This window comes from Streptomyces sp. NPDC024017 (assembly GCF_040638895.1).
Classification (GTDB): Bacteria; Actinomycetota; Actinomycetes; order Streptomycetales; family Streptomycetaceae; genus Streptomyces.
On sequence record NZ_JBEZYZ010000006.1, the window covers coordinates 54,477 to 67,902 of the forward strand.

Here is a 13,426-nt window from a genome sequence, read left to right on the forward strand (position 1 = left end):
GGAGGCGCCCCGAGCGGAGTGCTCGGGGCGCCTCAGGACGTGCTGGGGTCAGTTGGGCAGAGGGGGGCGAGGTTCGCCACGTACTCCTCAAGGTCCGCTCGCCGGATCCTGCGGGTGCGGCCCAACTTGATGTACTTCAGGGCGCCTTCTGCCATCAGCTCGTAGACGGTGGATCGGCCGATGGCGAGCGCTTCGGCAGCTTCCTCGGGCTTGGGAGTCGGCCGACGGGGGCGGACATGTGAGTCGTTGAAGCAGTGAGTGTGGTGCCCGGCGCGGTCCCAACGTCGAGTGACTCATCCCAAGGGGGACACTTTCGAGCGGGCGCTCCGCCACGTCCAGCGCATGGCAGAGCTGGCCAGCATGTTGCACGCCAGCCGGCGCCGTGCCCCTTCAGTCCCACTCTTCAGCACTGCTTCGGATGCATTTTCACCGATACGTCCGTGTGAAGCGATTGCGCTATATGGATCAACGTGAGTGCGAAGCTCAAGGTTTGCGAATACAAGAGAAGTGAGTAGGTTGTCGATCTCACCCTAGGCGGCTCCATCCCAATGAGTAAGCCCTACGATCGGTATGACCAAGCCGCTTTGGCGCTCCTTTCCGACCTGCAAGGATGGCGCCTTCGAGCCATTGAGCGAGTAGTGCTTTCAAGTGCTCTCTGGTCGGAACGCGATCGAGAGATTCACGTCAAACCAATGACCGAGGTGATGGGGGAGATTGACCTTCGGAACAGAGGGTGTGATTGGCGAAGGGTGCTCGCTCGGCATCGAACGCCAGACGGCAATCTTGAGTTGGTGTTGCCAATCGCGGAGCTTCCCAAGATTCCGCTATTGGATCTCACGATCACTGTTGCCGGGAATCCTGTTTATCGAATCACAAAGGATGAAGGCGCCCGTATCGAGGCAGGCCATGTCATTCACCTGGGCAAGATCGCGGGCCTGATTCCGCAAGCGACTCCTGTGCATTTGTTGGACTTCCTCGCGTCTCTCTTTTATTGCCCATCTCACGCCTATCAAGCCGTTTGGGAGAAATATCACCGCTTTTCAATGGAAAACTTTGACGCTTGGATGGAAAGTGCCATCCATGACGCACAGCACGAGTATCTGATGTCTGAATGGAGACAATTCCCTTTCGATATCGCGCGCCACTATTCGGAGTGGCAGGCGTTGGCTCAGCGCATTGGGACGGTTGCCCGAAGGCACGTTGTTCCAGATTGCTTGAGCGGTGCAGAGAATCCGCTTATCGCGCTTCCTCACTTGTTTAGGGAAATTCGAGAGCAGGGGCGCGAGCCGGAAAGAATTATTGGATCGCCTGACATTCAGCTCCTGCTCGGTCTCCTTTGTGTTGCGGTGGAGGAGGCCGACGCCCGGGCCCATCGGGGCGACCCAGATGCTGCTAAGTTCATCTCTGCCTATTTCGGGTACGGCTATCGCTGGATGGCCTTTGCTAAGTGTTCGATCCCGACCGATAAACCGTTCACAATCAGTATGAAAGAAAAGCGCGCCATCTACTTCAGCCCGAATAGCAGGAGGAGGCTCTCCCTGTTGGAGTATTGGCGCAAAGAGGCTTGGCAGATGGTAGCGTTTGCTGACGCTGAGACCAACCATGTCGTAGTCACAATCTCTGACACGGCCGTTCGTCTAAAGCATCGCCCAATTGTGAAGGACGAGGTAGGGGGCACTATTCGAGATTCGGTTGACGAAGAGGCGAATACTTTCGAACTCTACCTTCGGTACGACTCGTCCCGAGATCGAAAGGAGCGTATCTATATCAAGTGCCCCTTGCGTCTTACTCGAATTCACTCCGCCATGCTTTGGGTTACCATGGTAATCACGGCCTTTGGGATCTATCTGTTGCTTTCTCGCGGCCTGCCGCCCATTCCAGAGAAACCCTCAAAGGAGTCTCTTGTTTCGCGTGGACTAACCGCGAAAGATGCCACTCTGATTCTTGTCCCAGTAGCCTTTGCGGCATCCTTCCTTCTTATCAGAGATACTTCCACGTTGAGTAGTTTCGTCAGGCGTATTCGCCAGTCGATTCTTTTGTTCGAGTTGTTCGCTCTCTTGGCTACCGCTTTCATTCTCTTGGCTATTTATCACATCAGGGTCGGATGACTCCACACAGGGTCTGGGTTGCCGATCTGAAATGTAAAATGCGGCGAGTTTCTGAGAGAATTTGTACCCTGAAAAGGTGCAATCGCTGAAGGATAGCGTCACTCGTGGGCCCGTTCAGGGCCGTGGCGGACCAGCTATCCGCGGTGTCAACAGTCATGAGCACGGTCTCAGTCGCAGTCTCACTTGCCCGTAGATCCGGCAGTATCCACCTGCGTCCACCGTTGTCCTTTCCCATCGTTGACCAGGAAAGTTGGCCACCTTGCGGACGTCGACGGACGCCCTTGGACCAAGGTCGGACAACTTGTAATGCGTAGGTCGTCGGTTCGAATCCGACAGGGGGCTCCGCTGAACCCCAGGTCGGATTGCTCTGACCTGGGGTTTCGTTGTCAGCGGTCCTCAGCGGATGGGCTGCCGACGCGGGTCCGGCAGGGGGCCGTCGGGCGTCGCGGAACTTGCTGAAGAGAGAACGGCGGCGCCGGTCAGCACCCGTGGGCGCGGAGCCGGCGGGCGATTTCCAGTTGGGTGTCGTCGATGGGGCGGGCGTCCTCGATGTCCCACAGGGCGTTCTGGAGGAGGCGGCCCAGGGTCCAGGCGCGGGCCCGGGGGCGGTCCAGGGTGAGGATGTCGGTCATGGCGTCGAAGCGCCAGAGGATGTCGTCGGGGTCGTGGCGGTTGTCGATCGCGGGCCACAGTTCGAAGCCGGGGTCGCCGGCGAGGGGCTTGGGGTCGATCGCGAGCCAGGGGGCGCGGTCGGAGGCGAGGACGTTCTCGTCGTGGAGGTCCCAGTGAAGGAGGCGGTCGCCCGGCTCGTCCACGACCTCGCGTACGGCGGCCGCGCAGTCGGCGACCAGGCGGCGGGCCTCGGGGTCGGGGATGCGGGTGAGGGCCCAGGGGGTCTGGTCGAGCATGCCCTGGGCGATGTCGCCGAGGCGGCGCATGCCGGGTGGGGCCGGGCACGACGTGAGGTGGGCGAGGAGTTCCGCGAGGGTGACGACCGCCTGGTGGGCGTCGGGGACCTGGGAGAGCATCCGGGTCTCGTCGAGGCGCTCCAGCAGCATGGTGCCGGTGGGCTCGTCGTGGTCGAGGAGGCGGACGGCTCCGTCGCCGTTCCAGGTGCGCAGCGCGACCGGTTCGCCCTCGCTCTCCTCGTCGAGGATCTGGAGCTTGAGGACCGCGGGGGTGCCGTCGCGGCGCAGGACCGGGAGGACCAGGGCGCAGACGCCGTGCATGGGCGGTCCGTCGGGTCTCAGGTCCCAGTGGTCGAGGAAGCGGGCCGTCTGCCCGGGCAGTCCGGCGATGAAGGCGCGGCCCGCCCCGCCGTTGAACTTCTCCTGTGATGCCGCCAGTTCCCGGGGAATGTCGATCACTCTCGGCACGGTAGTGGGGCGCGCCGGGTGGGTCATGTGGATTTCGGCCGCTACTCGTCCGGCCGCTGCCCGTCCCTCAGGCCACCGGCTCCGGCACGGGCGTGTCCGCCGGTGTGCCGTGTTTCGGGGCCTTCGTCGTCACCATCAGGCCCGCGATCAGGCCGGCCAGCAGCATGATGCCGGCGGCCCACCAGATGGCGACGGTGTAGCCGTGGACGACGCCCTCCCGGACGACCCGGGTGCGGTCCGAGGGGTCGGTGAGGTGGGCGGTGACGTACGTGGCGGTGCTGGTCGTCGCGATGGTGTTGAGGAGGGCCGTGCCGATGGAGCCGCCGACCTGCTGCGAGGTGTTGACCGTCGCGGAGGTCACGCCCGAGTCCTGCGGGGCGACGCCCGCGGTGGCGGTGGCGAAGACCGGCATGAACGTCAGGCCCATGCCGAGGCCGAGCGACAGGAGCGCGGGCAGGATCTCGGTGGCGTAGGACGAGTGCGTCGTCATCTGGGTCAGGATCACCATGCCGCCCGCCGCCAGGACCATGCCGGGCACCATCAGCATCCGTGGCGGCACGCGCTGGAGCAGCCGGGCGGAGATCTGGGTCGAGCCGATGATGATCGCGGCCGTGAGGGGCAGGAAGGCCAGGCCCGTCTTGACGGGGGAGTACGCGAGGACGGCCTGGAGGTAGTACGTCATGAACAGGAACAGGCCGAACATGCCGATCACGGCCAGGGCCATGGTCAGGAAGCAGCCGGCGCGGTTGCGGTCGCGGATGATGTGCAGCGGCAGCAGCGGCATGGGCGCCCGGGACTGCCACCACACGAACACCGCGAGCAGGACGACGCCGGCGGCGAACAGCGACAGCACCATCGGGTCCGTCCAGCCCCGGGACTCCGCCTCGCTGAAGCCGTAGACGATCGCGACGAGGCCGCCGCAGCCGAGCAGGACGCCGGGGACGTCGAGGCGGGCGCCGGCGTGGCCGGGGCGGTCGTGCAGCAGGGCGAGGGCGCCGAGCACGGCGGCGATCGCGATGGGCACGTTGACGTAGAGGCACCAGCGCCAGCCCAGGTACTCGGTGAGCAGCCCGCCGACGATGAAGCCGATCGCGGCGCCGCTGCCGGCCAGGGCGCCGTAGATGCCGAAGGCCTTGCCGCGCTCCTTGGGGTCGGTGAACGTCGTCGTCAGCAGGGACAGCGCGGAGGGGGCCAGGACGGCGGCGAAGGCGCCCTGCAGCGCGCGGGCGCCGAAGAGCATGCCCGCTCCGGTCGCGGCGCCGCCGAGCGCCGAGGCGGCGGCGAAGCCGACCAGTCCGATGACGAAGGTCCGTTTGCGGCCCACCAGGTCGGCGATCCGGCCGCCCAGCAGGAGCAGTCCGCCGAAGGCGAGGGTGTAGGCGGTGATGACCCACTGCCGGTTGCCGTCGGACATGCCGAGGTCGCGCTGTGCGGAGGGGAGGGCGATGTTCACGATGGTCGCGTCGAGCACGACCATCAGCTGGGCCAGGGCGATGACGACCAGGCCCCACCAGCGGCGCGGATCGGTGTCCACGGGAGGGCCCTGATCGCCGGTCCGGGTGCCACTCATCTCGTCAGAAGACCACGGATCGGGGCGGGCTGCATCCGCGGGATTCGTCGCCGCCGGTGGGGCGTCGGGTCATGGCTCCAGAACCACCTTTCCGGTCGTGCCCCGGGTCTCCAGCGCACGGTGCGCGGCGGCGGCCTCGGCGAGCGGGAAGCGTTGTACGGCCGGGGTGAGCCGGCCGGCGGCGGCCTCGGTGAGGGCCCGCAGTTCGAGGGTGCGGAGGGGGTCGGGCCCGCCGGCCTTCTGCAGCATCACCGGGCCGAGGACCTGCTCGGAGACGCCGTCGACGAGGTAGGGGCCGCCGCCTTGGATGCCCTCGCCGGACCAGCCGAAGACGATGTGCTTGCCGCCGGGGCCGAGGAGTGCGACGGCCTGGCGGGCGATGTCGCCGCCGACGCCGTCGAAGACGACGGTCGCGGTCCGACCGCCGAGGTGCGCGCGGACCTTCGCGGGCCAGGCGGGGTCCTTGTAGTCGACGGCGAGGTCGGCGCCGCCCGCCTGCACGCGCGCGGTCTTCTCCGGTCCGCCCGCGAGTCCGACGACCGTCGCCCCGGCGTTCCTGGCGTACTGCACGAGGAGGGTGCCGATGCCTCCGGCGGCGGCCGGGACGACGGCCACCGAGTCGGGGCCGAGGTCGGCGAACTGCAGGATGCCCATCGCCGTACGGCCCGTGCCGATCATGGCGACGGCCTCGGCGAAGTCCAGGTTCCCGGGGATCTCGTGCAGGCGCTCGGCCTCGGTGACGGCCAGTTCGGCGTAGCCGCCCGGGACGAAGCCGAGGTGGGCGACCACCCGCTTGCCGAGCCACGGCCCGGCGACGCCCTCGCCCAGGGACTCGACGACACCGGCGACCTCGCGGCCCGGGACGGTGGGCAGCGGTGCCCGCTCGTTCGCCGGGCCGCCCGGCATGCCCTCGCGCAGAGCGGTGTCCAGGAGGTGGACGCCCGCCGCGCGTACGGCGATACGGACCTGGCCGGGGCCCGGCCGTGGGTCCTCGACCCGCTCGTAGGTGAGGTTCTCGGGCGGGCCGAAGGCGTGCAGGCGGATGGCGTGCATGGTGACTCCTCTGGTGGGGACGTCCGATGCCGACAGCTTTCAACCTCAAGCTTGCTTGAGGTCAAGCTCGTGCCGGCCGAGGGCCAGGGAGACCGCCGTCAGGGCGCTGTTGAAGGACACCTCCGACAGCACACCGGGGGCCGCGACCTGGTCGCCGGCGAGGTAAACCCCGTCGCCCCGGTCCACGGCCGGCCGGTCGCGCCAGCTGGTGCCGGGCAGATCGACCGCGCCCGTACGGCCGTTCGCCACCGAATCGCGCCGCCAGGTGACCCGCTCGCGCCAGCCCGGGAAGCCCAGGTCGAGCAGCTGCTCGGCGCGGGCGGTGCCGTCGGCCTTGGACTCGTGCGGCGCCAGGGGGATCTGACCCTGGATCAGCTGCTCGCCGGCCGGGGCGAGGCTGCGGTCCTGGGCGGTGAACCGTTCGAGCCAGCCGGGGGCGTCCAGGTCGGAGACCGCGAAGGCGTCCCCGCGCCGGGTGCGTACGGCCAGGTCGACGAGGGCGGTGCGGCCGCTGGGCCAGGTCAGGGAGTCGTCGCCGAGCAGGCGGCGGGCGGCGTCGAGGGAGGTGGCGACGACGACGGGTGTGTCGGTGGGGAGCGTGTCGACGCGGGACAGGGTCTCCATCCGGACGCCCAGGTTCCAGGCGCGGGCGGCCATCCGGTCGATGAGACTGGCCCAGCCGCCGCGCGGGTAGTGCGCCTCGGGCGGCAGCTTGGTGGCACGGCGCAGCCGCTCCTGCACGAACGCGGCCGACAGCGACCCGGGGTCGTGGTGGAACAGGGCGACCGCCGAGTAGTGGGCGGCGGCCCGGGCCCCCTCCTCGCCCGCGATGCCCGTCGCCCAGGTCAGGAAGTCCACGTCCACGGGTGCCTGCCGGCTCGTGCGGCGCAGCAGCTTCAGCATCGGGAAGGGCGGGGTGCGGCGCAGCACGCCCTGGTGCCGCAGCCGGAGCCGGGCCGCTTCCAGGGGCGGGAGCGGGGCGAGCGGCCCGATGAGGTCGCGCTGCTTGAGCCAGGCCCAGTGCGGGCCGCCGTTGTAGAGGGCGTGCGGGCCCTCGTTGGTGCGGTACGGGCCCTTGGCGGTGCGCGCCCGGCCGCCGAGGGTGTGATGGGCCTCGTGGATGGTGACCTTGGCGCCTGCCTCGGCAGCGGTGATGGCCGCGGTCAGACCGGCGAAGCCGCCGCCGATGACGGTGATGCGATGCATGGCTGGGGATCTCCCTCGGGTCGGGTCGCCTTCTGTGAGTACGACCGATCGAGGGCACCGGAATGTGACATCACCGGTGTCCGTGCAGGTCAGGGCCTTTTGTCAGTGGCGGGGTGCAGCATGGGGGCATGGCGAGGAGAGCGGCGGGCGGTACGGGTGTGAAGGGCGCGCGGCGACCGGAGGTGCGGCTGCCGGTGCTGGAGCCGTACGAGGGCGGCGCGCTGGAGCCGGACGGGGACTACGACGGGCTGGAGTTCCGGGATGCCGACCTCTCCGGGCAGGACGGAGGGGGCGCCCGCTTCATGGACTGCGCCCTGACGGGCTGCGCGCTGGACGAGACCCGGCTGCGGCACGCCCGTGTCCTGGACTCGGTCCTCACCGGCGTCCGGGGCGTCGGCACCGACCTCGCCGAGGCGACCCTGCGCGACGTGGAGCTGACCGATGCCCGGCTCGGCGGACCGCAGTTGCACGGGGCGGTGCTGGAGCGCGTGCTGATCCGCGGCGGCAAGATCGACTATCTGAACCTGCGCACGGCCCGGCTCAGGGACGTCGTCTTCGAGGGCTGCGTCCTGGTCGAGCCGGACTTCGGCGGCGCCCGCCTGGAGCGGGTGGAGTTCGTCGACTGCGTCCTGAAGGGCGCCGACCTGCACGCGGCGACCCTCACGGACGTCGACCTGCGCGGCGCCGCCTCCCTGGAGATCAGCCGCGGACTGGACCGGCTGTCGGGCGCGGTGATCAGCACGGCCCAACTGCTTGATCTGGCACCGGTGCTGGCGGCGCAGTGGGGGATCCGGGTGGAGGGCTGATCGCCGCATGCTCATGGTCGCAGGCTCATGTCCCGTACCAGCCCTCTGACCCCGCCTGCTCCGGCCAGTCGTAGGACTGGTGCAGGCCTATGAGGCCGTAGACCAGGCGGGGGTCCAGTTCGTGCCGCAGCAGTTGGTAGTCCTCGGCCACCGCGCGGAAGACGAGGTGGGCGCGATGGGAGCCGTCGCGCCAGGTGATGCGCCGGGGTGGACGGAAGCCGTCGTCGATCTCCGCCATCAGGGCCAGGAGCAGGAAGAGGAGATAGACCGGGAGCCCGAAGGGCCACCACAGCAGCCAGCTCCACAGACGCCCCTGATACCCCTGGAGGACCGGCCCCGCGACCGGTTCCACGGTCCAACGCTTACGGCCCCACCGGAAGGCCCGGCGCCGCCGCAGGGTGATCCGCCCGAGCGGCGCGCCGTACGGATCCAGGACGTGGTACACCGCCGGGCGTCCGCTCAGCCGTGACCCCAGGGGCTGCTCCGTCACGACCCGGGCGACCGGCGCCCAGTCCTGCGCACGTAGATGGAAGGCCCGCAGTGAGCGGAGTCGGTCCGGTGCGGGGCTGTCGGGGTCGCGATGGAGCCGGACGATGGTGCCCTGCTCAAGCCCTTCTCCGCTGACGATGACCGGTGGCGTCATCTTGTAATTCAGGTCGTAGGTCACGCGCCCCTGGCTCATGTCACCGTTCTCCCCGTGCCCGCTGTATCCGCTGCCGTTCGAAGGGAGATCGTGTCAGCCCGGTGGCGGACCGTCGTCAGGAGACCCTGGGAAAGCGGGCCTGGAGGGTCCAGATCGCCGGGTTCTCGGCGAGGTCGTCGTGCAGATCGATGAGGTCGGCGATCAGGTCGTGCAGGAGGTCCCGGGCCTCGCGGCGCAGTTCGGAGTGGGAGACGGTGAGCGGGGGCTCCTCCGCGCGCATCCAGTCGGCCGCGATGTCCACCCAGCCGAAGCGGCGCTCGAAGAGCATCCGGTCCGTCGACTCGGTGAAGTCCAGCTCGGCCCGCTGCGGCCGGGACGCCCGCGAGCCGGCCGGGTCCCGGTCGATCCGCTCCACGATGTCGCACAGCGCCCACGCGAAGTCGAGCACCGGCACCCATCCCCAGGCTGTGGACACCTCGTGGTCCGTCTTGGTGTCCGCCAGATAGACGTCCCCGCAGAACAGGTCGTGCCGCAGCGCCCGGACGTCCGCGCGGCGGTAGTCGGTCTGCGGCGGGTCGGGGAAGCGGTTGGAGAGGGCGTAGCCGATGTCGAGCACGGAGGTGATGGTGTCACGCGCCCGTAGGATCGCGATCGTGGCCCGATCTGTACGTCTTGTCCCCACGCTGCCCGCAGCCACCCTGCTCGCCTCGACTCTCGTCCTCAGCGCGTGCGGCGGCGGAGTGCACGGCACCCCGGGCGGATCCGGCGTACGCGACCCGTACTTCCCGAAGGCCGGCAACGGCGGCTACGACGTCACCCACTACGGCCTGCGCCTCGCCTACGACCCCGACGCCCACCACCTCACCGGCACGGCCACCCTCACCGCCCGCGCGACCAAGGACCTCTCCGCCTTCAACCTGGACCTGCTCGGCATGGAGGTCGAGAAGGTCACCGTCGGCCGCGACATCGCCCGCTGGAACCGCGCCGGGCAGGAGCTCACCGTCCGGCCGCACGGCGACATCGACCGGGACGAGACGTTCCGCGTGATCGTCCGCTACTCCGGAGCACCCGAAGCCGTCACGGACCCGGACGGCTCCCAGGAGGGCTGGCTGCGCACCACGGACGGGGCACTCGCGCTCGGCGAGCCGACGGGGGCGATGGCGTGGTTCCCCGGCAACCACCACCCCTCCGACAAGGCGGCGTACGACCTCACCGTGACCGTGCCGGAGGGACTGCGGGCCGTCTCCAACGGGGAGTTGCGGAGCGAGACGACCGCGCGGGGGCGTACGACGTTCGTATGGCACACCAGTGAGCCGATGGCGAGCTACCTCGCCACGCTCGCGATCGGCCGCTTCGGCATCAGCCGCTCCAGGGCCGGGGACCTGCCCGTGTACACGGCCGTCGACCCGGCCGAGACGGCGGCGAGCCGGCCGGTGCTCGGGCGGATCCCCGAGGCGCTGCGGTGGGCGGAGCGGCGGTTCGGGCCGTACCCCTTCTCCACCACCGGCGCGATCGTCGACAGCGCGGCCTCCGTCGGCTACGCCCTGGAGACCCAGAGCCGGCCGGTGTTCCCCGGTGCTCCGGACATCACGCTCCTCGTCCATGAGCTCGCCCACCAGTGGTACGGCGACTCCGTCACCCCCGAGAGCTGGCGGGACATGTGGCTCAACGAGGGGTTCGCGACGTACGCGGAGTGGCTGTGGGAGGAGGACCACGGCGGGGAGAGCGCCCAGGAGACGTTCGACGCGCTGTACTCCGGCGAGTACTTCGACACGGAGGAGGCCGCGGAGGAGATCTGGGAGTTTCCGCCGGCGGAACCGCCGAGCGCCGCACGGATCTCCGAGCCGCCGGTCTACTGGCGGGGGGCGATGGTGCTCCAGAAGGTGCGGCAGGCCGTCGGGGACGACCGCTTCTTCTCGATCCTGCGGGGGTGGGCGGCGACGTACCGGTACGGGAACGCCGACACCGCCGACTTCACGGCCTATGCCGAGGAGCAGGCGCCGGGGGCGGACTTGGAGGGGGTCTGGGAGGAGTGGCTGTACGGGGAGGGGAAGCCGGAGCGGGCCTGAGGCCTTACGACGTGGTCAGTTCCTTGCGGAGGACGGTGCAGGGGCGCCCCATGCCCCGGTCCTCACGATGGTCGAGGCCCTCGTAGCCCAGGGCGGTCCAGAAGGCCATGGCCTTCTGGTTGTTCGCCAGGACGGCCAGGCGGGCGGCGGTGCGGCCGGCCGCGCGGAAGCGGTCCTCCACGAGGGCGGCCAGGCGGCGGCCGTGACCCTGGCCGTGCAGGCTCGCGTCCACCATCAGCAGGCCGATCCAGGGGTCCGGGTCGGCGGGGTCGGGGTGGTGGGCGAGGGTGACGGCGATGCCGATCAGGCGGCCGAAGCTGCGGGCGAGCAGGATCTCGGTGCCGGGTTGCTCCGATTCCTGCGCCAGGGCGGCGGCGACCTGGTCGGGGTGGATGTCGTGCGGGTCGGGGAAGTCGCCGCTGAGGGTGTGGAAGGCGTGGTTGGAGGCGTAGAGGGCCGTCAGCTCCGCGAGGAGGGGATCGCCCCGGGGGGCCGCGGGCAGGGGGTCGAGGATCACGTGGGAGATGCACCTCCGGCCGAGATCCGACGCGCCGTAGGGGCTCGGGCGCCTCGTCCGGTGCGGGTTGGCTGTGGCCTGTCGCGCCCCGCGGCGGAGCCGCCGATCGGCACAGCCCCGCGCCCCTGAGGCGAAGCCCCCCGGGCCCGTCTCCGGCCCGGGGGGCTTCCCCGCGAAACGCTCAGGCGTCCGTCAGACGTTCACGCCGAAGTCCTGGGCGATGCCGACCAGGCCGGAGGCGTAGCCCTGGCCGACCGCGCGGAACTTCCACTCCGCGCCGTTGCGGTACAGCTCGCCGAAGACCATGGCCGTCTCCGTCGCCGCGTCCTCCGACAGGTCGTAGCGGGCGATCTCCGCGCCGCCGGCCTGGTTGACGATGCGGATGTAGGCGTTGCGGACCTGGCCGAAGTTCTGGCTGCGGTTCTCGGCGTCGTAGATCGAGACCGGGAAGACGATCTTGTCGATGTCGGCCGGGAGGGCGGCGAGGTTGACGTTGATCGCCTCGTCGTCGCCCGCGCCCTCGCCCGTGCGGTTGTCGCCGGTGTGGACGATGGTGTTGTCCGGCGTCTGCTTGTTGTTGAAGAAGACGAAGTGGGCGTCCGAGTAGACCTTGCCCTGCGTGCTGACCGCGATCGCGGAGGCGTCGAGGTCGAAGTCCGTGCCGGTGGTGGTGCGGACGTCCCAGCCGAGGCCCACGGTGACGTCGGTCAGGCCCGGAGCCTCCTTGGTGAGCGAGACGTTGCCACCCTTGGACAGGCTTACAGCCATTGTTGGGAGTCCCTTCCCTCGTTTACGTGCGGCAAAGAAGCTGCGGCAAAGAAGCTACAGCTACCCCCATGAACGTGGAGAGGGGTACGCGAGGTTCCAGCTCCTTTACTTTCTTTACTCGCGATTATTCGGGTGACGTGGACGGGACAGAAGCGGGAACATGGACGGCATGTCCGGTCCCCACGTCATCCGCGGCTCCGTCTCCCTGCCCGAGGCCGAGCTCATGTGGCGTTTCTCGCGGTCGTCGGGGCCGGGTGGGCAGCACGTCAACACCAGCGACTCGAAGGTCGAACTGAGCTTCGACCTGGCGAAGACCGAGGCACTGCCCGCGGTGTGGAAGCAGCGGGCCCTGGAGCGGCTCGCCGGGCGCTTGGTCGACGGGGTCGTCACCGTACGGTCCTCCGAGCACCGCTCCCAGTGGCGCAACCGTGAGGCCGCCGCCGTACGCCTCACCGCGCTCCTGGCCGAGGCCACCGCGCCCCCGCCCAAGCCCCGCAAGCCGACCCGGATCCCCCGGGGTATCAACGAACGCCGGCTGCGGGAGAAGAAGCAGCGCTCGGACACCAAGCGAGGCCGGTCGGCGCAGGGCTGGAACTAGGGCCTGTCGTTTGGATCAGGCCGCAGACGCGGGGCCTGGCACGCGCCTCTGCCGCGTTGTCGTCGGTTGCCGACTCCCCCACGCTCGGCTGCGCTCGCGCGGGAGGGACCCCCATCGCGTCGACGCCCTCCTCCGCCTTGCAGAGACACGCACCAGACCCCGCTCACCGGCGTTGAACAGCACCGTCGCCTCCCTGCGACCTGATCCAAACGACAGGCCCTAGCCCAGCCCGACTACACCCACCGTCTGGCCCCCGCTGACCTCTCCGTTCGGGCGGAAGCCGAGGCCCAGGTAGAAGCCCTCAGGGCCGTCTGGGCCGGGATGCCACGTGACGTGGAACTGCCTGGCGCCGCGCCGGCGGAGTTCCTCCGCGACGGACTCGACGGCGAAACGGCCGTAGCCCTTGCCCTGCTCTCCGGCCGCGATGTTCAGCCGCCACAGGCCCGAGCGCGGCACGCTGCCGTCCTCGTACCAGTCGATGTCGAGGAAGGCCATGAGGAAGCCGACCGTGCGGTCACCGTCGACGATCAGGCGGGGCCAGGCGACGCCGGGGTGGACGTACGCCTCGGCGAGCGACTTCACGACCGGGGCGACGGCGTGTTCCTGGCCGGCGTGGACGCGGATGCCGAGGGCGGCGTCGAGGTTCGCGGGGGTGATCTCTGCGAGGCGTGGGCCGGTCCTGGTCATGCGCGCACCTTAGGAAGGCCGATCA

13 protein-coding genes, 1 tRNA gene and 1 pseudogene are annotated in these 13,426 nt (G+C 69.3%); 5 read left to right on the forward strand and 10 right to left on the reverse strand.

What is annotated here, in order from left to right; translation table 11 throughout:
- Positions 1-32: 32 nt before the first annotated feature.
- Positions 33-238: pseudogene (locus tag AB0G20_RS17295) on the reverse strand (helix-turn-helix domain-containing protein).
- Positions 239-548: 310 nt separating this feature from the next.
- Between AB0G20_RS17295 and AB0G20_RS17300 the strand changes: the two are divergent.
- Together AB0G20_RS17300 and AB0G20_RS17305 are read left to right on the forward strand one after the other, a co-directional pair.
- The gene (locus AB0G20_RS17300; RefSeq protein ID WP_361302606.1) at positions 549-2,108 is read left to right on the forward strand and encodes a hypothetical protein; all 1,560 of its coding nucleotides are present in this window, start codon (positions 549-551) and stop codon (positions 2,106-2,108) included.
- 277 nt (positions 2,109-2,385) lie between these two features.
- Positions 2,386-2,450, forward strand: a tRNA-Thr gene (locus tag AB0G20_RS17305).
- Between the two features lie 137 nt (positions 2,451-2,587).
- On the opposite strand, the gene AB0G20_RS17310 is transcribed toward AB0G20_RS17305, so the two are convergent.
- The 4 genes from AB0G20_RS17310 to AB0G20_RS17325 form a co-directional block, all read right to left on the reverse strand.
- The gene (locus tag AB0G20_RS17310; RefSeq protein ID WP_361302609.1) at positions 2,588-3,475 is read right to left on the reverse strand and encodes an aminoglycoside phosphotransferase family protein; all 888 of its coding nucleotides are present in this window, start codon (positions 3,473-3,475) and stop codon (positions 2,588-2,590) included.
- 76 nt (positions 3,476-3,551) lie between these two features.
- The gene (locus tag AB0G20_RS17315; RefSeq protein ID WP_361302612.1) at positions 3,552-5,054 is read right to left on the reverse strand and encodes an MFS transporter; all 1,503 of its coding nucleotides are present in this window, start codon (positions 5,052-5,054) and stop codon (positions 3,552-3,554) included.
- Between the two features lie 69 nt (positions 5,055-5,123).
- Positions 5,124-6,107, reverse strand: a complete 984-nt coding sequence (locus AB0G20_RS17320) for a zinc-binding dehydrogenase (RefSeq protein WP_361302615.1) — start codon at positions 6,105-6,107, stop codon at positions 5,124-5,126.
- A gap of 45 nt (positions 6,108-6,152) precedes the next feature.
- Positions 6,153-7,313, reverse strand: coding sequence for an FAD-dependent oxidoreductase (locus AB0G20_RS17325; RefSeq protein ID WP_361302618.1), 1,161 nt, complete (start codon positions 7,311-7,313; stop codon positions 6,153-6,155).
- Between the two features lie 128 nt (positions 7,314-7,441).
- Here AB0G20_RS17325 and AB0G20_RS17330 point away from each other — a divergent pair, with 128 nt between their 5' ends.
- Positions 7,442-8,119 (forward strand): pentapeptide repeat-containing protein, encoded by a 678-nt coding sequence (locus AB0G20_RS17330; RefSeq protein WP_361302621.1) that lies wholly within the window; start codon positions 7,442-7,444, stop codon positions 8,117-8,119.
- Positions 8,120-8,144: 25 nt separating this feature from the next.
- On the opposite strand, the gene AB0G20_RS17335 is transcribed toward AB0G20_RS17330, so the two are convergent.
- Entirely contained in the window at positions 8,145-8,801 is a 657-nt protein-coding gene (locus AB0G20_RS17335; RefSeq protein ID WP_361302624.1) for a hypothetical protein, read from the reverse strand.
- 76 nt (positions 8,802-8,877) lie between these two features.
- On the reverse strand, positions 8,878-9,378 hold the full coding sequence (locus AB0G20_RS17340) for a hypothetical protein (RefSeq protein ID WP_361302627.1): 501 nt from the start codon (positions 9,376-9,378) through the stop codon (positions 8,878-8,880).
- 37 nt (positions 9,379-9,415) lie between these two features.
- On the opposite strand from AB0G20_RS17340, the gene AB0G20_RS17345 reads away from it, so the two are divergent.
- Positions 9,416-10,831 carry a M1 family metallopeptidase gene (locus AB0G20_RS17345; protein WP_361302630.1) on the forward strand — a complete coding sequence of 472 codons (1,416 nt, stop codon included), beginning with the start codon at positions 9,416-9,418 and terminating at the stop codon, positions 10,829-10,831.
- A gap of 4 nt (positions 10,832-10,835) precedes the next feature.
- Here AB0G20_RS17345 and AB0G20_RS17350 read toward each other — a convergent pair whose 3' ends face one another.
- Positions 10,836-11,348 carry a GNAT family N-acetyltransferase gene (locus AB0G20_RS17350; protein WP_361302633.1) on the reverse strand — a complete coding sequence of 171 codons (513 nt, stop codon included), beginning with the start codon at positions 11,346-11,348 and terminating at the stop codon, positions 10,836-10,838.
- 192 nt (positions 11,349-11,540) lie between these two features.
- Complete coding sequence (locus tag AB0G20_RS17355) at positions 11,541-12,116, reverse strand: TerD family protein (RefSeq protein WP_248510418.1); 576 nt, start codon at positions 12,114-12,116, stop codon at positions 11,541-11,543.
- 160 nt (positions 12,117-12,276) lie between these two features.
- On the opposite strand from AB0G20_RS17355, the gene arfB reads away from it, so the two are divergent.
- Positions 12,277-12,714, forward strand: a complete 438-nt coding sequence (gene arfB / locus AB0G20_RS17360; protein WP_361302636.1) for an alternative ribosome rescue aminoacyl-tRNA hydrolase ArfB — start codon at positions 12,277-12,279, stop codon at positions 12,712-12,714.
- Positions 12,715-12,933: 219 nt separating this feature from the next.
- Here the strand turns inward: arfB and AB0G20_RS17365 are convergent, their stop codons facing one another.
- Positions 12,934-13,401, reverse strand: coding sequence for a GNAT family N-acetyltransferase (locus AB0G20_RS17365; protein ID WP_361302639.1), 468 nt, complete (start codon positions 13,399-13,401; stop codon positions 12,934-12,936).
- Between the last annotated feature and the right edge of the window lie 25 nt (positions 13,402-13,426).